We start from the raw sequence: 19,234 nt of genomic DNA, 5'->3' as shown, positions 1-19,234 counted from the left end.
GGGTTAACCGGCAGCGCGCACGCGAACGAACGTAATATTGTCGGTGAACAGCGTGGCCAGACGAGCCGGCGACGTATAGGTCGTATTGGCGACTTCCATCGTAACGATTCCCGCCGCCACGGAGATGAGCCGGCCGACCAAAAATTCGTTGGGCAAAAACACTTCGACTATTTTACCGGCGTAAGACGCCAATGCGTCTGAAAAATCCACACGATTACCTCCTTTGGTTGAATGGATCAAGAAACGAAGTTGATGCTGCGGAATGGGATCAGAACGATGTCCCCGCTCGCCTCCCTTATTTGAACGAAATCTGTGCCTACGGAAACGACGGTGCCCGTAACGGTGCCGGCCGCGGTATCGATCGTGAGCGTCGTGCCCACCCGGCTCGTAAAGAAGCTCCTCATCGCCGCTTCCTCTTCGTTCAGCTCGATGTACGAGTTTTGCAGCGCCTGCACTTGGGCCGTCAACGACGAAGCCGTCGCCCCGAGCTGGGAAAGCTGCGTCTGCTGCGTATTTTGCTGCTGTACGAGTGCCGCTTGCTGTTGTCCGAGCGCGGCTTGCTCCTGTCCGAGCGCCGTTTGCTGCTGGGCGAGCGAATTGATGCGCGCTTCCAGCTGCGGTACGGCTCCGGCAAGTCCGTCAATCCGCGAACCGAGAGCCTCTACCAACGCCTCGAACCGGCGAAGGCCCGACCGCGACCGGCGTCTCGTTTTTCTTCTCCGTTTCGGTTTGGCGCACACGATTTTGCAAACCTTCTTCGCTTTTTTGCACGATGACACTTGGTTATCACTCTCCCTATTCGAATCTGTTGTAAAATATGACCATGTACTGGACATAGTGACTTGTCTACGGAAAGATGATGAAACGACCTATTCGATGCGGCGATTGGAGGGCGAAAAAAATCGGACATGCCTTCAGGCATCTCCGATTCCATGGTTATGAACGGCTTGCAAAATGTCCCGGACGCATTGCTCCACCGGATCCCGGTCCGTCCGGCACCGGACCTCCGGATGAAGAGGAGGCTCATAGGGATGACTGATCCCCGTGAACGACCCGATTTCGCCCGCTCTCGCTTTCCGGTATAAACCTTTCGGGTCGCGCGCCTCGCAGATGTCCAGCGGACAATCGACGAACACTTCGACGAACCGGGGAGACAGCATCGCCCTCACTTGATCGCGCGAAGCGCGAAAAGGCGAAATGGAGGAGACGATGACGTAAAACCCTTCGTTCAAAAGAAGCTTCGCCACTTCGCCGGTTCGGCGGGACACCTCCCGCCTGTCTTGGTCGGAGAAGCCCAAATCGCTGTTCAGTCCTTTTCGCAGCTCGTCTCCGTCGAGAACGATCGCATGGCCCAGCTTCTCTTTCAACGCGAGGGCCAGCGTCGTCTTGCCCGCTCCGGACAATCCCGTCAACCATACGACCACGTTCGACTTCATGCCGCGATCCTCCTCGACACCGAAATATCGGAACGATACAGCGTATGCCGCCGGAAACCGAATGGACATGTACAAAAGTCGAATGGGCGGAATTCCCGCCGCGTCACCCATCCGCCCCTCCGATGACGGCGAGCGCGTAGGCGCGGGCGACCGCGAAGCATTCGCGCACCGTATAGTTCGCTCGGACGGCGAGCGGGGAGCGGCTGGCCAAGCCGAGCACGGCGTAGCCCGGCTCCCGCGCCAGCAGCTTCGCCCGGTACAGGTGGTAGTCGGCGGTAACGATCAGCATGCGGATGTCCCGCGTACCGTCGCGCTTCATCAGTCGTTTGGAAAAGGCGATATTTTCCTCGGTCGTCCTCGAACGATCCTCGAGCAGCAGCCGCCCGCCGTCGATGCCGTTGCTCCGCAAATAGCCGGCCATCGCTTCCGCTTCCGGCACGAGCTCGTCCGGACCTTGTCCGCCGGACAGCACGACGGGAACGTCCGGATGGCGCCGCGCATAATCGAGCGCCGTATCGAGCCGCCGCTTGAGCGACTGCGACAGCTCCTTCCCGTGCAAGCCCGCCCCGAGCACGACGACGTAGTCGACCGGCTCGCTCTCCCCGTCGCGGGCGTGAAATTCCCCGGCGATGATCGCCGAAAGGCTCGCGAGCGTCAGTGCGAATGCGGCGACCGCCGACCCGAGCCCGTACGCGGCCCGGCGGTACATCCGGTTCCCCGTCGCCGCGTACCGAAGCCCCGACGCGAACGCGGCCAGCGTCGCCGTCAGCGCGCCGAGCGCAACCGCCGTTCCGAAGCTCGGCGCCCACGCAAGCCGGAGCGCCGCCGCCGCCGAAGCGGCCGCAAGGGCGGCGCACGCCAAGCGCAAGCCGCGTCCGGCGCCGGACTGCGGTCCTCCGGCCGGGGCGCCTCGTCTCTTGTTCGATTCGAACGTCATGACGGCTTCCCTCTCTTCCCCATCGTCCGTCCCCGTGCGGACCTTCTCATGCGCATCGTACCGGACAAGCCCGCCGTTGTCAAAAGGCGCGCCTCGCCGTCGTTGCCGGACGGCTGTCCAACGCGCGGAGAATCGGGTACAATGAAAGTCGAATTCGCCCTTGACCCTCACATCAATGTGACGGTTTATACTGAGGGTGCGGTACGTAACGAGACATCCGGAGGTGGTCCGCGCATATGAAAATCGGCGAACTCGCCCGCCGTACGGGCGTCAGCATCCGTTCGCTGCGCTACTACGAGGAGCAGGGGCTGCTCGCTCCGGTGCGGGCGGACAACGGGTACCGGGTGTACAGCCCGTTTGCGGTTGAGCAGGTCGAGCGCATCCAGTTTTATTTGGGACTCGGCTTTTCGACGGAGCAGCTGGCCGGATTTCTCCATTGCGTGCTGCAGCACAAGGAAGCGTTTTGCCGGGACGTCCTCCCCGTCTACGAATCGAAAATCGCCGAGCTGGACGAACAAATCCGGCTGCTTTCCTCGATCAAATCGAATCTGGAGGAACGCGTGCGGTCGATCGTCGCGGAACGGCACGAGGCGGAGACGAACCGGACGGAACGCGACAAAGGGGCGGATTCCGATGGCCATTACGATGACGGACGATAACTGGTCTGCCATTATGAAAGAGCGGGACACGGTGCTCGTCGATTTCGACAGCCCGTACTGCGGACCTTGCCGGGCGGCGGCGCCGGCGCTCGAGCAGCTGGACCGGGAGCTCGGCGACCGGGTGGCGGTCGCGAAAATGAACGTGGACGAACATCCAAGCCTTGCCGGTCGGCTCGGCATTATGGGCGTGCCGACGTTCGTCCTGTTCCGCGGAGGCCAGCCCGTCAACAAGACGGTCGGCTTCCGGTCGAAGGACGAGCTGATCGGCACCGTGCGCGCTTGGCTTGACAACCCGAGATGACGAAAAAAAACGGAGCGCGATCGCTCCGTTTTTTCGTCATTCCCGCTTACGCCCGCAGGTAAGCGTCGGCGAACCATGCGGCCGCGGCTTCAACCTCGGCCTGCACGAGCTGGTGGCCGAACCGTTCCCAGTGAACCGTCACGCCGGCTCCCGCCCCGTCCAGCAGCCGGCGCAGCTCTTCCGTTTCCTCCGGCGAGCAGATCGGATCGTTCGTTCCCGCGCCGATAAACACGCCGACTCCCGACAAATCCGGAAGCCGCACGCCTCGTCGCGGCACCATCGGATGGTGGAGAACGGCTCCCCTCAGCGAGCCTTCGCAATGAAACAGCAGGCTCCCCGCCATATTGGCTCCGTTGGAATAGCCGAGCGCCACGAGGTTGCCCCGGTCGAAGCCGTACTGCCGGGCCGCCTCGTCCAGGAAGCCGTTCACCTCGTTTGTCCGGAACAAAAGGTCCTCCTCGTCGAAGACGCCCTCGGCCAGCCGCCGGAAAAACCGCGGCATTCCGTTCTCGAGAACGTTGCCCCTCAAGCTCAAGACGGCCGAGCCGGGCGAGACGACGCCGGCGATGCCGAGCAAATCGCGCTCCGTGCCGCCGGTTCCGTGCAGCAGCACGAGCGTCGGCGCTTGCGCGTCCGTTCCTGGCCGGAATAGATGCTTCATTCCGCTTTCACCTCCACGCTGCGTACCCGGATCGGGAGCAAATTCGCTTCGATCGTCTCCCGCTGCGGCTCGTACCAATCGGGAAGCATGAGCCGTTCGCCAAGCTCCTCCGGACGCTCGTCGCGCGCGAATCCGGGCGGATCCGTGGCGATTTCGAACAAGATGCCGCCGCCCTCGCGGAAATAAACGGCGTTGAAATATTGCCGGTCCAAAATCGGGGTGACCTCGTAGCCGCGCGTCCCGACCTGGGTTCTCCATTCCGCGTGCTCGTCGAAATCTTTCGCGCGCCAAGCGATATGGTGAACCGTTCCGGCTCCTCCGCGGCCCCATTCCATGTCACGGAGCGGGACGTCGATGACGTTCCCCCGGTCTCCGGTCGCCCGGAATCGGGCGTAGCCGTTCTCCTCCCCGACTTTCGAAAGTCCGAGCGCGTGTTCGAGCGCTCCGGTCGTCTGCGCGGCGTTCGTGCTGTACAGCACCGCGCCGCCGAAGCCTTTGATCGCCATTTCGGCGGGCACGCCTCCGAACGACCATCCGCTGTTCGGGCCTTCCTCCCGCTCGACGAGCTCGAGCCGCATCCCCTCGTTATCCGCGAATTGCAGGAACGTCTCGGCAAACCGCGTCGCACTCGAGACGGATACGCCGTGCTCTTTCAGCCGGCTTTCCCAAAACCCGAGCGATCCGGGCGGGACGACGAACGTCGTATATCCGACCTGGCCGCCCCCGACGCGCCCTCTGCGCGCGCCCGGAAACGGGAAAAACGTAATGATCGTGCCGGGACTGCCGTTTTCGTTGCCGAAATACAGATGATACACCTCGGGTGCGTCGAAATTGACCGTTTTTTTCACGAGCCTCAGTCCCAGCACTCCCGCGTAAAAATCGACGTTCGCCTGAGGGTCGCTTGCAAATGCCGTAATGTGATGAATGCCCGCCGTACGAAGCGCCATTGACGATCAGCTCCTTGTTCTCGATATTTTCATGATTCCCCATTCCGTTAAACGATTGCGGCGATAAATCTTTGTTTTGAATTTCTTAAATTTAAGATATATCATTTCCAGCTTCTTGTCAATAGCCCCGTTTTGCAAAACATTTCGCCATACGGCAGCAGGATCGATTATGAAGAACAACCAAGGAACCGATCGTCGCATGCTTTTTAGGGGGGTGTCTTCCGGTCCTCTTCGTTTCCTGAGGCAATGCGGACTGCTCGGCCCGATTCGCCGCGGAAAGGGCCGCTCTTGCTCGGACGCCTCAAATCTTGGTGAGCAGCGAGGCGTCGATATCCCGAATCGAGCAGCGGCCCGAAATCGCAAGCTGCAAATCCGTTTCGGCCATCAGGTTCTCGAGAACGGACCGTACTCCCCGTTTCCCCGCAACCGCCAGCGCGTAGGCGTAGGGTCTGCCGACCAATACCGCCGTCGCCCCCAAAGCGATGGCCTTCAATATATCGGCGCCGCGTCGGATTCCGCTGTCCAATAAAACCGGCACGGCTCCGCGGACCGCCTGTACGATTTCGGGCAAAGCCTCCAAGGTTCCGATCGCCCCGTCCAGCTGTCGTCCGCCGTGATTGGAAACGATGATACCGTCCGCCCCCAGCTTCACGGCATGCTTCGCATCCTCCGGATGGGTGACCCCTTTCAGCAGTAAAGTCAAACCGGTCTTTTTCCGCACGTCCGCGAATCGGTCCCATGTAAAGTCGGTATTATTGCCCTCGTCCAGCGCTTTGCGAACGGCGGCTTGGAGATTGTCGGAGGGAGGCTCGTCGAGCATATCCAGGAAAACCGGGTCCGTGAAATAGTTGCCCATGCCGTGGCCCTCCAAAAAGGGCAAATAGGCGTTCCGCAAATCGTATTCCCGCCAGCCGAGCATGGTCGAATCGACCGTTACGACGACGGCGCTGTAGCCCGCCTTTTCCGCGCGATCCAGGAAGCTTTCCAGCAGTCTCGGCTCCTTCGGCGGATAGAGCTGAAACCATCGCTCCGCGTCGCCCATCGCTTCCGCGACCTTTTCCAGCGGTTCGCTCGATACGTTGCTCAGAATATAGGGAACGCCCAGCTCCGCGCATACGCGTGCCGGAGCGAGCTCGGCGTCCTTGTGCAGGATGGAATTGACCCCGATCGGCGCAAGGAGGAAGGGAACGGGCATCGTCTTGTCAAAAAGCCGCACGGACATGTCGCGCTTCGTGATGGACGTGCAAATTCGCGGGCGAATCCGGTAAGAGCGAAACGCTTGTTGGTTGGCCAGCATCGTATCGCCCGCCCCCGCTCCGCCATAGACATAGCCGAAAGGACCGGGAGCCAGCAGTTCCCGCGCCCGTTGCTCCCATTCGTGAAACGCTACGGGGAGATGCATGGCCGCGTCGTCGGTATGTTCGTAAAACCGCATTTGGATTTCGTCGCTTTTCATAACCGATATCCCCCTATTCCTGTCGTACCGACCATAAAATTCTCCGATGCGACGATTTCAATAAGCGGGAATAATTGTTAAGGCTTCGCAACGAATTCGCCATACGGAAAGAAGTCCGATAATTTATGGTAAATCGGGAAAAATAAGCGCGGAGGTGATCGTCGCATGTCTACCGGGTTTCGCAAACCGAAGTCGTTTTCCGAGTGGGTCCGCCATCGTTCGCGGCAAAAGCAAGATCGTCTCGATCAGCGATTCGACCGGTCCATGTCGGCTCTGCAGGACATTCCGCTGGAAAGCAGCCTTGAAGCGAACGTGGACAATATTCGAAACATGCTCGGCAACAGCGACGATTTGGTCATCCGGCATTTTTTTATCGAAGGCGACATTCGCCGCAAAGCGGCGATCGCCTATATCGACGGCTTGATTGAAACGGTATTCGCCAATCAATTCGTGATGAAAGCGGCCATGGAGCTCGGCCGTCCCGCCCATTCGTCCGGGGAAGGCAGAGTCGGGTCGGTTACGGAAGTTTTGGCCGATTACGAAATTCCGATCAGCGAGACGGCCAAGACGAAACGGCTGAGCGAGGCGATCCGCTCCATCTTGTCCGGCGACTCAACGCTGCTCGTGGACGGGACGGACGAAGCGGTTTTGCTCAATACGAAGGGTTGGGAGAAACGCGGCATCGACGAGCCCCGCACCGAATCGGTCGTCCGCGGGCCCCGCGACGGATTTACCGAGACGATCTGCACGAACACCGCCCAAATCCGCCGCCGGCTGAAAGACCCGAACTTGCGCATCCGTTATTTCACGGTCGGCCGCCGGACGAATACCGACGTCGCGGTCGTTTTTTTGGACGGAGTGGCCAACGCGAAAATCGTCGAGGAAGTCGTTCGCCGCATCAAGGCGATCGACATCGACGGCGCCCTCGAAAGCGGCTATATCGAGCAGCTGATCGAGGACAGCCACTGGACGCCGTTTCCGCTTATCCAAAATACGGAGCGGCCGGACAAGGCGACGGCCAACATCCTGGAAGGCAAAATCGTCATCGTTTGCGACGGGACGCCGTTCGTGCTGATTGCGCCCGCCGTCTTCGCGCAATTTTACCACAGCCCGGAAGACTACTACGAGCGGTTTCTGATCGGAACGCTGATCCGGCTCATCCGCGTCATCAGCATGGCGATGGCGCTGCTGCTTCCTTCGCTGTATATCGCGTTCAGCTCGTTCCATCCGGAGATGATCCCGTCCCGTCTGGTCATCGCGATGGCGGCCGGACGTTCGACCGTGCCGTTCCCGTCCATCGTCGAAGCGTTCGCGATGGAAGTGACGATGGAAATATTGCGCGAGGCGAGCGTCCGGCTCCCCGGTCCGATCGGCCCTACGATCGGCATCGTCGGCGCCCTCGTCGTCGGGCAGGCGGCCGTCCAGGCGGGCATCGTCAGCCCGATCATGGTCATTATCGTCGCTTTGACGACGATCGGCTCGTTCGCCGCCCCGAGCTACAGCGCGGCCATTGCCCTGCGCATGCTCCGGTTTCCGATGATGGTGGCCGCCGCTCTGTTCGGCCTCTACGGCATCATGCTGCTTCTCATCCTGATCATCATGCATCTGTGCTCGCTGAAATCGTTCGGCGTCCCCTACCTGGCGCCTCTAACCCCGAGCCGATTCGGCGACCTGAAAGATACGTTCGCCCGCGCTCCTCTCCAATGGATGAGGAAACGGCCGTTATTTTTCAAAACGAAAGACAAAAGGCGGATCGGCGCCGATTCCGAAGATACGGGGGTACAACACGGTGGCGCGAACAACCAACAACAACAGGACCACGATCAACGAGAGCAAGAGCAACGGGGCGGAGAGCAGCCGCACCCTGAACAGCAACAGCGGCAACGGGGCGGAGAGCAGCAGCGGCCCGATGAGCAGCGGCAACGGCGTGGAGAGCAGCAGCCCGAGCAGCAATAGCGGCAATAGCGGCAATAGCGGCAATAGCGGCAATAGCGGCAATAGCGGCAACGGCAACGACGGCCGGGGCGGCAATCCGACCGACTTGACCTCCAATCCGAATCCGACGGATAAGCCGTTCGTCATCAGCACCCGTCAAGCGGGCTCGCTTATCGCGAGCACGTTGATCGGCGTCGGCGTCCTGACGCTCCCGAGAGTGACGGCGGAGACGACCGCCGAGAGCGGGTGGATTTCGGCGATCGGAGGAGCGCTGCTGGCCATGGCGGCTATGGCGGTGATCGTGACGCTGGCGAAGCGCTACGTCGGGCTGACGATCGTCGAGTATGCGTCCCGTCTGCTCGGCCCGTCCCGTTTCCCGCTTGTCGGCCGGATGATCGGCTTCCCGATATTCGCGCTTTTTTTCACTTACTGGGCGTTGTCCACGACGGTCGTCGCCCGCGTGTTCGGGGAAGTGGTCATCACGACCGTCCTGCCGAAGACGCCGCTCGAGGTCATCATTTCCACGATGCTCATCACCGCCTTCATATTCGTCATGTACGACGAAGAGGTGCTGGCTCGCGTCAACGAAATATTGCTGCCGATCATCGTCATTCCCGTCCTCGTCATCGCCTTGTCTTCACTGCAAAGCGCGAGGCTGGACAACCTGCTGCCGCTGTTCGCCGTCGACTGGAGGGCGCTCCTGAAAGGCATTCTCATAACGGCGACGTCCTATCTCGGCTTCGAGATCATGACGATGTTTTTCTCGGTCACCCAGCAAGGGCACAGGCTGATGTCGGCCAGCATGATCGGCATCGCCATACCCGGGATTATTTATACGCTGATCGTCATCTCCGGCATATCCGTATTCGGGGTCGAGGAGATGCGGCTGCTCGCTTGGCCGACGCTCGAGCTCGTCAAGACGACGGAGGTGCCCGGCCTCATTCTGGAACGGCTCGAATCGGCGTTTCTCGGCGTATGGGTAGCAGCGGTTTTCACGAGCGTGGGCAATATGTACTACGCCACCGCCGCGATCGTCCGGCACGTGTTCCGGCTGCGCGGACATCGGGTCGTCGCGACCGTGATGCTGCCGGCGTATTACTGGCTGTCGCTCCGTCCGCCGAACGTCCAGAAGCTGTTCCAGTACCAGACGTGGCTCGGGTATATCGGCGCGGTATGCGCATTCGGCATCCCGGTCGCGCTGCTCCTGCTGTCGCTCGTCCGCGACGGCCGGGCGAAACGGTCCGGCGAACCCGACGCCGCCGGCAAGGAGGCGATTCCCGAATGAAGGTCCCCTTTGCATCGGTGCGCACGATCGTCCGGCTCGTCCTCGCGCTGCCGCTGCTCGTCCTTCTGACGGCCGGCTGCTGGGACCGCCGGGAGATCGAGGAGAGAACGTCCGTCGTGGCGCTGGCGATCGACCGAGACCGGGACAATCCCCAATTTATTACGCTGTCCGTGCAAATTCCGATTCCGATCCGGATCGCCGGGTCGGGAGCCGGAGGCGGGGGCGGTGACGGAAAAAACTCGGTAAAGGTTATGTCCGCGACAGGCAAGACGGTCGTCGACGCGTTCCAAAATTTGCAGAAGCGGCTGAACCAGGAGCTGTTCTACGGCCATACCCGCATCATCGCGATCGGCGACGACGTGGCGAAGGAGGGGCTAATCCACATTCTCGACCCGTTCCGGCGCGATCCGCAAATCCGCCGGCTGCTGTGGCCGATTATCGTCAAAGGCAACGCCCTCGAGCTGCTCAACGCGGTGCCGACTCTCGAGCAAATTCCGACCGTCTTCATCATGTCGCTGATCGAGAACGGAGCCAAAAGCGGCCGCATCCCCGACGTCAATCTAGGCGATTTTTTCATCGACTTGTCGTCCGCCTCGCGCGAAGCGTATATGAACTATGTCGAGGTAAACAAAAACGACGTGAAATGGTGCGGGGTCGGCGTATTCCGAGGCGATCGGATGATCGGGAAGCTCGACGAACGGGAGACGTGGAATTTGATCCATCTTCGCGAGAAAAAGGGCGGCGGCAATATCGTATTCCCCTACGAGAACGATCCGTCCAAGCTCGTCACGCTCAATACCGAGTTCGTCAGCTCGAAGAAAAACATATCGTTCCAGGACGGTAAGACGATCGTCCGCATCCATGTCGAGCTCGAGAGCAACCTGCTTGAAAAAACGTTCGACATGAACTTGTTCCAGGAGGCTTCGATCAAACGGCTGGAACAGCAAGCGGAGAAATATTTGAACGAAGGCGCGGCGGATCTCGTCCGCAAGCTGCAGCGGCAGTACAAGACGGACACGCTCGGCATCGGCAGCTATATCAAGGCGCACCATACTTCCGAATGGAAGCGGATGGACTGGGAGCGGCAGTTCCCCGAAGCGGACATTCGGATCACCTACCGGATCCGGGTGAGAAATCCGGGCATGGAGCTGCGCTGACGGTCGGCGATCGGGCTTGTTCGCATGTATGCGCCACTCCGGGAATATATATAGGAAAAAACGAATTTTGGAGTGGCGGCGCATGCAAAAACAATCGTTCGTACGAGGAACTTTCATCTTGACGGCCGCGGCGTTCGTGACGAGGCTGCTCGGCTTCGCCAACGGCATCTTCCTGGCGCGGCTGCTCGGAGCGGAAGGAATCGGCCTGCTCATGATGGCCCATCCGCTTCTCCCGCTCACGATCACGTTGACCGAGCTCGGCTTGCCCGTGGCGATTTCCAAGCTCGTGGCCGAAGCCGATGCGCAAGGCAACGCGAGGAAGGTGAAGCGCATCCTCGTCGTCTCCCTGTCCGTGACCGGGACGCTCAGCGTCGCGCTGACGCTCGTCTCGCTGATCGGCTCGAAAGCGATCGCGGCGCTGTTCCTGCCGGATCCGCGAGCGTACCCGGCCATGCTCGCGATCACGCCGATCGCGCCCATCATCGCCGTCTCGGCCGTGCTGAAAGGCTATTTCCGCGGCAAGCAGCACATGAAGTCGATCGCCTTCTCCGACGTGCTGGAAAACACGGTACAAATCGTCGGCATATTGGCGCTCGTGCAGCTGCTGCTGCCTTACGGGCTCGAGTACGCCGCCGCCGGCGCGATGGTCTGCTCCGTCTTCGGCGAAGGTGCCGGCCTGCTGTACTTGCTGGCACGCTACCGGCGAAGCCGCGAGCGCGGGGACGGCGGCGATTCGATCGCCACCCATCTGAGAAACGGCAAGCGGACGCTGGCGGAGCTGCTACACATGGGGCTGCCGACGACCGGCCACGGCTTCGTCCAATCGATCTACAGCGCCTTTCAGCCGATGCTCGTGCTCAAAAGCTTGGCGCTGGCCGGCGTCGGAACGGCGGTCGCGACGAAGCAATTCGGGATGCTGGCCGGCTACGCGTTTCCGCTCCTGTTCTTCCCGAGCTTCATCACGCACTCGCTGTCGACGGCGCTCATACCCGCGATCAGCGAAGCGAACGTTCATAAGAACGGCATGGTCATCCACCAGCGGATGGATCAGGCGATGCGGATCGCGCTGTATGTCGGCGCTCCGAGCACCGTCATTTTGTACGTATGGGCGACGCCGCTTACGACGCTGCTGTACCATTCGCCGGAAGCGGGCAAGCTGCTGCAGCTGATGGCGCCGATCTTCTTCCTGCACTACTTCGAGGCGCCGCTTCACGCCATCCTGCTCGGCCTCGGCAAAGCGAGCACGACGATGTGGAACTTTATCGTCATGACCGTGTTCAAGGCGGCGGCGATTTATTTTCTCGGCATGCAGTTCGGCATCACGGGCGTCGTGCTCGGCATCAACTTCGGCATCGTGTTCATTACGCTGCTCAACTTCCTGTCCATTTCGAGCGCGATCGGCTTCTACATCAATTTGCGCCGAATCGTGAAGGTGGCGATCGGCATGGCGTTGATGGCGGCGTCCGGGCAGTACGCCCATGCGCTGCTGCTTCGGGAAGGTTTCCCTCCGGCCGGCAGCTTGGTCGTGTCGGTCCTCGCGTCGCTGCTCGTCTTTTTGCTCGCGCTGATCGTCACCGGAGCGGTCGACGGGCGGGCCGCACTGAACGTCCCGTCGGCGCTTCGGACGCTGTCTCTCCGCAAATAGACGGCGGCCGTAACGACCAATAGAGCCCCCTTCTATCGCGAAGGGGGCTTTTCGATCGAGACGCGTTCATTTTTTCAAACGTTCGTTGAAGTAGACGCCGGTCGGGTGGAACCCGATCTTCGACTTGAGCTGCTGGGCGATTTCCTTGAACGAGTGCATGCATGTGCGGCACAATCGGTTATCCCGGATCGGGCTTCCGCAAGATTCGCACGGATAGGTCAGCTTGACGTAAGCTTTCGACAGCTTGCCTTCCTTCATCAGCTTGGCGATGGCGGATGACGGAACGCCGGTCGCTTCGCTCAGCTGCTCGGTCGTCGAATCCGGGCATTTCCACAGATGATCGAGACAGCGGTTCAAGCCGTCGTCCAATCGGGCGCTGCATGCCTGGCACAGGTTGCGGACGTTTATCCGATACACGGCGCCGCAAGACGGACAGTTATCCACGTTTAAGTTCATCCGCGCTCGTTCCCTCGTCCTGAGTAATAAGTCCTAGTTCCATATTACTACACAAAGGAAGCGGCTACAATAGGCGTTCGCCCTGCGGGCGAGCCCGTTTGTCATTTTATTTGTACTCGGTCGTCCAGTCGTCGATTTTGATCGAACCGTTCTCCTCCAGCAGCGTGCACGTCAAGTACCCGTCATGCGTCCCGGACAACACGTACGTGGCCGTAAAAACGACCGGATCGGCCGGCTTGCCGGCCGCGGTTACCTTCGCGTCCTTGACCGATTGGACCGGTCCGGGAGGGAGAAGGCTCGGAAAACCGCCGGCCGTGATATAGCCGCCGCCCGAGGGGACGACGAGTCCGTCCGCCACCTCGGCCGCTTTGCGCGCCGTGAACGCATCGTTCAGCCAGGCGACGATTTTCGCCCTGCCGGCTTCATCATCTCTTTGCCGAACGCGTCCCGAGGTGCCGGCCCATGCGCCAAACGTTCGTACCATTCCGGTTTAGTCCCGCTCATCGTTCATCGCCTCCTTCCGCTTCGCCGATAGTTTCGCCCGCGCTCTCGCGACGCGCGAGTTTACCGTTCCTTCGGGAACGCCCGGCAGCCCCGCCATTCTCCTTCACCGGCAAGCCGCAGCGCGCGTCGAGCAGCAGCGCTTCCCGGTACGGCTCGGGCAGCTCGAGGACGAGCCGCCATTGCGGATCCGCTTCGATGCGGGACATCGCTTCCGTTTCCGCGGACGGGTAGCTTTCGGTGCGGACGCGAAGCGCGGCGCGGTCCAACGTCGTCGCATAGCGGACGTACTCGTGCTCCATGTCATCACCTCTGTAAGGATTAGACACCGTTCGAGCGATTTGGTTCCCGCCATTCGAAAAAAAGTTCCGCCCCCCGCCCGCCTCTCCCTCTATCGCGCTTCAAAAGATCGCCGGCCTGCCGGCCGGGACAGCTGCCGCCGGGGCGGAACAAAGGCACGTCCGGCTTCTGTTGCGGCACGGCGGGCGAAGCGTTATGATGAAGAGGAATTCCGATGAAGGAGCGTGAAATCCGTCATGACGTATACCCCCCGCGAAGAACGGTACGCCGAGATGAAATATAACCGGTGCGGCAAATCCGGCCTGAAGCTGCCGGCCATCTCCCTCGGCCTGTGGCACAACTTCGGCGGCGTCGACACGCTGGAGAACATGCGGGCGATGCTGCGCCGCTCGTTCGACCTCGGCATCACCCATTTCGACTTGGCCAACAACTACGGACCGCCTCCGGGAAGCGCGGAAGAAAACTTCGGCCGCATCCTGCGCACCGACTTCGCCGGCTACCGCGACGAGCTCGTCATCTCGACGAAAGCCGGCTATTATATGTGGCCGGGCCCGTACGGCGAATGGGGCTCCCGCAAATATTTGATCTCGAGCCTCGATCAAAGCTTGAAGCGGATGGGGGTCGATTATGTCGACATTTTCTACTCGCACCGCCCCGACCCGGAGACGCCGCTCGAAGAAACGATGATGGCGCTCGATCAGGTCGTCCGTCAAGGCAAGGCGCTCTACGTCGGCATCTCCTCGTACAGCGCCGAGCAGACCGCCGAGGCGGCGGCCATTCTGAAGCGGCTCGGCACGCCGCTGCTCATCCACCAGCCTTCGTATTCGATGCTGAACCGGTGGATCGAGAACGGCCTGCAGGATACGCTCGACGAAGCGGGGGCCGGGACGATCGCGTTTTGCCCGCTCGCGCAAGGCTTGCTGACGAACCGCTACGTATCCGGCATTCCGGAGGATTCCCGCGCGGCCAAGCCGTCCGGCTTCCTGAAGTCGAAGGACATCACGGAGGAGAAGCTGGCCAAAATCCGCTCGCTGCACCAGCTCGCAACCGAACGCGGCCAGTCGCTCGCCCAGATGGCGCTCGCCTGGGTGCTTCGCGGCGGACGGGTTACGTCCGCGCTGATCGGCGCAAGCCGGGTATCGCAGATCGAGGAGAACGTCGCCGCCTTGAACCGGCTCGACTTCACCGAGGACGAGCTGCGCCGGATCGACGATATTGTGCAGTAGGACGGCATCACGCTCGGAATAAATAAGACACGGCACGGAGCGCCGCTCCCCGCCGTGTCTTTTTGCTTGCGCCGTGAACGTTCCATTCCGGCCGAAACGTTTAGCTTTCGCGAAGCGTTCAATTCCCCGTTCGCGTCGACCAGCTCGACGAATTTCTAATTCGAATCGGACATTGTGCTTGAAAGCTGTCTGCCAGGGGGGTTGCCTGATCAGGTAATCTCCCTTTTATGCGGGAAGTACCATTGCTGAAAAACGAATCATTGGTGGACTGGTATGACACTTCTTAACAATTGTAGCAGGACGACAATTCGTAGGTTTCTACGTACTGAACGACTTTCGGCCGAGTCTTAATCGGTACCTATAATCATTTCAGCTTGCTTCTTGAGTATTTGCTTACTGTCCTCCGGAATATCCTGTTGACCGGGTTTGTCCAAATGCTTCAGCAAATTGTCCATATGCTTTGAAGCTTGCTGCAAGCTGTTTAGAAGCTGCTTATATAGCGAATGGTCGATCGACCCCCATACATTTACTCGCTCGATAAGCTGCCTCATCGAAGAAAGCGAAACGGCTACGCTGAAGGTTACGCTTTTCTCCGTCGCGTTACCCGCATTGTCCGTCGCCGTTGCAACAAGGGTATGTGTACCAGGCTGGCCTGCAAAATCCAAGGTACCTCCTCCATAGGGGATACCGTCGATGGTGACGGCGACCAGCGCTACACCCGACAAATTGTCGGCAGCCAAAGGATCGAATACGTATAGCTGTCCGTCTCCAAAAATCATTCCTTCTTCCAGCACGCTGCCATTCGTCTTCAGTACCAGACTCGGGGCAGTCGTGTCGATGCTGATCCTGACGGTACGTTCCTCTTCCGCATTTCCTAACGTATCGATAGACCGGTATGAAAGGTCGTACACACCTTCAGTAAGAACAATCGGAGAAGTATAGTTGACGAATCCATCCGTTGAAGGCTGCGTTACGCCATAAACGCTTTCTATAACGGTACGCCTGAACTGCGTGACGGCCACCGGCACATCGGTGCTTTGCGCGGTGAGCGTAACATCGACATCCCCGACATACCAGCCGTTTACACCAAGTTGTCCGGCAACCTCTATTTGCGTAATCGGACGTTGTGAAGCCACGTAGGTATTCTGCCTGTATAAGCCCTGATCCCAAGTTACCCCTCTTGAAATACCGTCATAATCGGTCGATATGTCAATCGTTTGCCCAGTTCTCAAGACGAAGTCCGGGTTCGCCTCTCCTGCGCCGATAGCCGGACTGCCCTCCTTCAGATGCCAGTTCCCGCCGTTCAAGTTCGCTATATACGGATCGGCGTATACGCCGTGAGTCTCGGCAGAAAGAGGCGAGACCGCATTATTATGATACAAGTTATAGTCATGCACCATATTGATCGGCGGCTTAGTTCCGGCCAGCTTCACCGCTTCACCGGCAGTGTTCATGATGATATTGTTTTTGAACACCGGGTTCACATTATCGGGATCCCATGCCCAACCTACGCCTGGCGCCGTGTTTTTAGGCACTTCAAGATAGATGCCATACTTGCTTCCTGCAATCAGGTTGTTGTAAGCGGCGCTATCTTTGCTCCCCATAAAGGTGATACCCTTGTCGATCTCGGCGGTTCCTTCGGCTACGATCACATTGTTATACGCTACCACGTTCCACGCTTCATAGCCGTTAACGCTATAGTCGAGCGCGGATATGTTGTTGGTTTGACCGCCCAAGTAAATGGCGCCGAGAAGCATGTCGACATTCCCATTGTGTACATAATTATTGTGAATTTGAACGTCGTACGAACCGCCTTTAACTAGAAGACCGACACGGGCTGCATCGAAGATTTCATTGTTCCGGATTACACTGGAAGATACATTGACCAAATCGATGCCTTCATGCGCCATGTCGTAAATGAAATTTCCTTCGACGAGGAAATCCGTAATTTGCGTGCCCTTCACACCTTCCTCATAAGCGTTGTGGATCTTGTTCCCGATAATGCGAACGTGATCCGCGCCTTCTCTCACTTGTACAAAAATATCGTTCGTGTCGATTCCCCGCGTATCTTGGGTAATTTCAAAGTCTTGCAACGTAATATAAGGTTTTCCTTTGATCAATATTTTCGTTGTCGGCATGTTGTAAAACTTAATGACGGCTTTATGCTTATTCCGAGCTTTCACTACAATTCGCTCGTTCGCGTTCCCGCCTTCCGCAAAAATAGCCGGCCGCGTCTCCATATATACGCCGTCTTCAAAAATGACGGTATCTCCACGTTGAACCAGTTCCGCGACTCTGGCAAACGTCCTCCAAGGCGCTTGCTCATTCCCGGGGTTAAGATCGGACCCTGTCGGGGAAACATAGTACGTGCCGCCAGGAGCCGGTCTTGGACCTGGACCAGGACCGTTCGGCCCTGATGAAGCGTCGATTTCGGTTACCTTGACATCGTCGATGTGAGCATCGGCTCTGAAAATAGCGGCCGCAATCCCGCCGGCGGTAAGCTGTTGATCGGTTCCGCTTAGCTCAAGACGACCATTGATATACACTTGGATGTCGCTGCCGTTCACCACAAATTTAATATCCATCCATTGTCCGATAGGAGCCTGCCATCCCAGCTTTTCCTGCAGCGGGGTAACGGTGCCGCCCACCTTTTTCTTCAATGCAATATAACCGGTTTCCGGACTGCCTTTCATCTCTACCAAATAATAATTGTTAGTGTCCACAAACCTGGTGTAAAGAGTTACCCAACCCGAAGAATGATAAAATCGATTGAATTTGACTCTAGTTTCGAGCTGATAGCTTCGCCATGCCGTAGATCCTGCGAACGATCTGGCCAATCCGCTTGTAGCGGAGGCACCCGGCTGAGTATACACGTGATTGCCCCCATACGTCTCCTCTACAACAGACATGTTGCCAAGTTGGACAGTCCAAGCATTCGCCCCGTTCTCGAAGTTGTCGGAGAGCAAAACAGCGCCTACCGCAGGCATGGCATCGGAGTAAATTCCCATATGCCACGGTTCGGACCTCGGTTTTCCGTTGTAATCCAGAAACACGTTCATCGTCTCGCCGTAATATCCAGTAACGTTCACCATTTTGCCTTCGCCGAGGGCCGGGCTATCTGCCTGCAGGCGCCAGTCGCTGAAACGGTCGGCAAATTTCGGATCGGCATTAACTCCGTTCGTTTCAACCGGAGCATTCGTACAGTTGTGATACAAATTGTAGTCGTTCGAAGCATCAACAGGGGCGTTCGTCACAAGTTGCGCACCAACCGTGCAGCCGGAGAAGATGTTGTTCATGAACTTGGGGGAAGTTGTAACCGGCAGCCATCCAGCCGTCGAACCTCCGCCGTTCATGTAGCGAACGCCGTATTTCGCATCAATGACAACGTTGTTATAGAAGCCGCTATTGGTGCTCCCTGCAAAAGATAATGCACTTTCAATTTTGCCCGGCTCCTCCGCCACGACGATGTTATTCCAAGCTGCAGCGTTGTAAGCCTCGAACCCGTTCGGATCATAAGCCGCCGAAGCGGGATAGCCTCCTCCGAGCATAATACCGTACTTTAACGGAGCAACGCTCGTATGAATATAGTTATTGTAGATTTGAGCGCTTCGGGTGCCTGCCGCCACCATAATGCCTACATTGCCGACCTCATAGATCTCGTTGTTATTGACGACCGGCCGATCCATGTTCGCCAGGACAACGGCTTGACCCGTAATATCGTAAAAATCGTTCATATTGATCGTCACATCGCTGCTCTTTGAGCCTTGAACCCCTTTTCCGCCGGCGCCATGCACGGAGTTCCCGCTAAACAGGCAGTTGTCACAGCCTCTGATGTCGATGAATATATCTGCGCTGGATGTCCCTCTGACGGCCTGGGTAATTTCAAAATCTTGAATCGCGATATATTGTTTGTTCAACAAGATGACTTTGCTAGTTGCGTTCAACCCGGTAAACGTCAGCTTCGCTTGGTGCTTGTTCTTCGCCTTGATCGTAATCGGGGCCCCAGCCGATCCATTGTTGGCGAATGTAATCATCTGATTGCTATCGTATACACCGTCTTCAAAGATAGCCGTATCCCCGGCTGCAAGTGCCGTCGCCGCTTTCTTAAGCGTTCTCCAAGGGGCGGCCTCCGTTCCGGAGTTCAAGTCCGAGCCGTTTGGGGATACGTAGTAGGTGGTTCCCGCAGCGGCAACCCCTTGCTCACCGCCTAACCGCAAGCCTGCAAACAAGCTCAGAACAAGTACGAACGAACATAAAATACGAATACTCCCGATCACTCTCATCTGGAACCCTCCATTGGAAATGAATCTGACTACAGAGTATGCGTTTCTT

General features: G+C 58.7%; 18 protein-coding genes. 7 read left to right on the top strand and 11 right to left on the bottom strand.

All coding sequences use genetic code 11. The features are described from left to right. Positions 1–3 precede the first annotated feature (3 nt). From DLM86_RS17510 to DLM86_RS17495, 4 genes are all read right to left on the bottom strand, one after another. Positions 4–210 carry a hypothetical protein gene (locus tag DLM86_RS17510; RefSeq protein WP_110841329.1) on the bottom strand — a complete coding sequence of 69 codons (207 nt, stop codon included), beginning with the start codon at positions 208–210 and terminating at the stop codon, positions 4–6. Between the two features lie 26 nt (positions 211–236). Next, positions 237–740 carry a mechanosensitive ion channel domain-containing protein gene (locus tag DLM86_RS17505; protein WP_146250237.1) on the bottom strand — a complete coding sequence of 168 codons (504 nt, stop codon included), beginning with the start codon at positions 738–740 and terminating at the stop codon, positions 237–239. A 174-nt stretch (positions 741–914) separates the two neighbouring features. Continuing rightward, positions 915–1,436, bottom strand: coding sequence for an adenylyl-sulfate kinase (gene cysC, locus DLM86_RS17500; RefSeq protein ID WP_245954679.1), 522 nt, complete (start codon positions 1,434–1,436; stop codon positions 915–917). A gap of 103 nt (positions 1,437–1,539) precedes the next feature. Continuing rightward, the gene (locus DLM86_RS17495; RefSeq protein WP_110841327.1) at positions 1,540–2,373 is read right to left on the bottom strand and encodes a YdcF family protein; all 834 of its coding nucleotides are present in this window, start codon (positions 2,371–2,373) and stop codon (positions 1,540–1,542) included. Positions 2,374–2,609: 236 nt separating this feature from the next. Here DLM86_RS17495 and DLM86_RS17490 point away from each other — a divergent pair, with 236 nt between their 5' ends. Together DLM86_RS17490 and DLM86_RS17485 are read left to right on the top strand one after the other, a co-directional pair. Then, positions 2,610–3,032 (top strand): MerR family transcriptional regulator, encoded by a 423-nt coding sequence (locus DLM86_RS17490; protein WP_110841326.1) that lies wholly within the window; start codon positions 2,610–2,612, stop codon positions 3,030–3,032. Beyond that, positions 3,007–3,333 carry a thioredoxin family protein gene (locus tag DLM86_RS17485; RefSeq protein ID WP_110841325.1) on the top strand — a complete coding sequence of 109 codons (327 nt, stop codon included), beginning with the start codon at positions 3,007–3,009 and terminating at the stop codon, positions 3,331–3,333. The genes DLM86_RS17490 and DLM86_RS17485 overlap by 26 nt, the downstream gene beginning before the upstream one ends. A gap of 46 nt (positions 3,334–3,379) precedes the next feature. Here DLM86_RS17485 and DLM86_RS17480 read toward each other — a convergent pair whose 3' ends face one another. The 3 genes from DLM86_RS17480 to DLM86_RS17470 form a co-directional block, all read right to left on the bottom strand. After that, on the bottom strand, positions 3,380–3,994 hold the full coding sequence (locus tag DLM86_RS17480; RefSeq protein ID WP_110841324.1) for an alpha/beta hydrolase: 615 nt from the start codon (positions 3,992–3,994) through the stop codon (positions 3,380–3,382). Next, positions 3,991–4,941 (bottom strand): ring-cleaving dioxygenase, encoded by a 951-nt coding sequence (locus DLM86_RS17475; RefSeq protein WP_110841323.1) that lies wholly within the window; start codon positions 4,939–4,941, stop codon positions 3,991–3,993. The genes DLM86_RS17480 and DLM86_RS17475 overlap by 4 nt, the downstream gene beginning before the upstream one ends. A 301-nt stretch (positions 4,942–5,242) precedes the next feature. Next, positions 5,243–6,397, bottom strand: a complete 1,155-nt coding sequence (locus DLM86_RS17470; RefSeq protein ID WP_110841322.1) for an alpha-hydroxy-acid oxidizing protein — start codon at positions 6,395–6,397, stop codon at positions 5,243–5,245. Between the two features lie 165 nt (positions 6,398–6,562). Between DLM86_RS17470 and DLM86_RS17465 the strand changes: the two genes are divergently transcribed. The 4 genes from DLM86_RS17465 (at position 6,563) to spoVB (ending at position 12,419) form a co-directional block, all read left to right on the top strand. Continuing rightward, complete coding sequence (locus DLM86_RS17465) at positions 6,563–8,353, top strand: spore germination protein (RefSeq protein ID WP_146250236.1); 1,791 nt, start codon at positions 6,563–6,565, stop codon at positions 8,351–8,353. Further along, positions 8,307–9,617: a GerAB/ArcD/ProY family transporter gene (locus DLM86_RS17460; RefSeq protein WP_110841321.1), complete on the top strand. Its 1,311-nt coding sequence runs from the start codon at positions 8,307–8,309 to the stop codon at positions 9,615–9,617. Before DLM86_RS17465 ends, DLM86_RS17460 begins: the two co-directional genes overlap by 47 nt. After that, complete coding sequence (locus DLM86_RS17455) at positions 9,614–10,774, top strand: Ger(x)C family spore germination protein (protein ID WP_158289531.1); 1,161 nt, start codon at positions 9,614–9,616, stop codon at positions 10,772–10,774. Before DLM86_RS17460 ends, DLM86_RS17455 begins: the two co-directional genes overlap by 4 nt. 82 nt (positions 10,775–10,856) lie before the next feature. Then, positions 10,857–12,419, top strand: a complete 1,563-nt coding sequence (gene spoVB, locus DLM86_RS17450) for a stage V sporulation protein B (RefSeq protein WP_110841319.1) — start codon at positions 10,857–10,859, stop codon at positions 12,417–12,419. A 66-nt stretch (positions 12,420–12,485) separates the two neighbouring features. Here the strand turns inward: spoVB and DLM86_RS17445 are convergent, their stop codons facing one another. The 3 genes from DLM86_RS17445 to DLM86_RS17435 all read right to left on the bottom strand — a co-directional run bounded on the left by DLM86_RS17445 (position 12,486) and on the right by DLM86_RS17435 (position 13,678). Beyond that, the gene (locus tag DLM86_RS17445; RefSeq protein WP_110841318.1) at positions 12,486–12,875 is read right to left on the bottom strand and encodes a hypothetical protein; all 390 of its coding nucleotides are present in this window, start codon (positions 12,873–12,875) and stop codon (positions 12,486–12,488) included. A gap of 106 nt (positions 12,876–12,981) precedes the next feature. After that, positions 12,982–13,359, bottom strand: a complete 378-nt coding sequence (locus DLM86_RS17440) for a hypothetical protein (protein ID WP_110841317.1) — start codon at positions 13,357–13,359, stop codon at positions 12,982–12,984. 16 nt (positions 13,360–13,375) lie between these two features. Next, the gene (locus DLM86_RS17435; protein ID WP_110841316.1) at positions 13,376–13,678 is read right to left on the bottom strand and encodes a hypothetical protein; all 303 of its coding nucleotides are present in this window, start codon (positions 13,676–13,678) and stop codon (positions 13,376–13,378) included. A 234-nt stretch (positions 13,679–13,912) separates the two neighbouring features. On the opposite strand from DLM86_RS17435, the gene mgrA reads away from it, so the two are divergent. After that, positions 13,913–14,902 carry an L-glyceraldehyde 3-phosphate reductase gene (gene mgrA, locus DLM86_RS17430; protein ID WP_110841315.1) on the top strand — a complete coding sequence of 330 codons (990 nt, stop codon included), beginning with the start codon at positions 13,913–13,915 and terminating at the stop codon, positions 14,900–14,902. Between the two features lie 347 nt (positions 14,903–15,249). Here mgrA and DLM86_RS17425 read toward each other — a convergent pair whose 3' ends face one another. Beyond that, positions 15,250–19,185, bottom strand: a complete 3,936-nt coding sequence (locus DLM86_RS17425) for a right-handed parallel beta-helix repeat-containing protein (RefSeq protein ID WP_110841314.1) — start codon at positions 19,183–19,185, stop codon at positions 15,250–15,252. Positions 19,186–19,234: the final 49 nt, after the last annotated feature.

The sequence above is a fragment of the Paenibacillus flagellatus genome (assembly GCF_003217775.1).
Lineage (GTDB): Bacteria > Bacillota > Bacilli > Paenibacillales > NBRC-103111 > Paenibacillus_AB > Paenibacillus_AB flagellatus.
The sequence above is the reverse complement of the archived record's forward strand: the minus strand, read 5'-3'. Positions and strand labels throughout refer to the sequence as shown.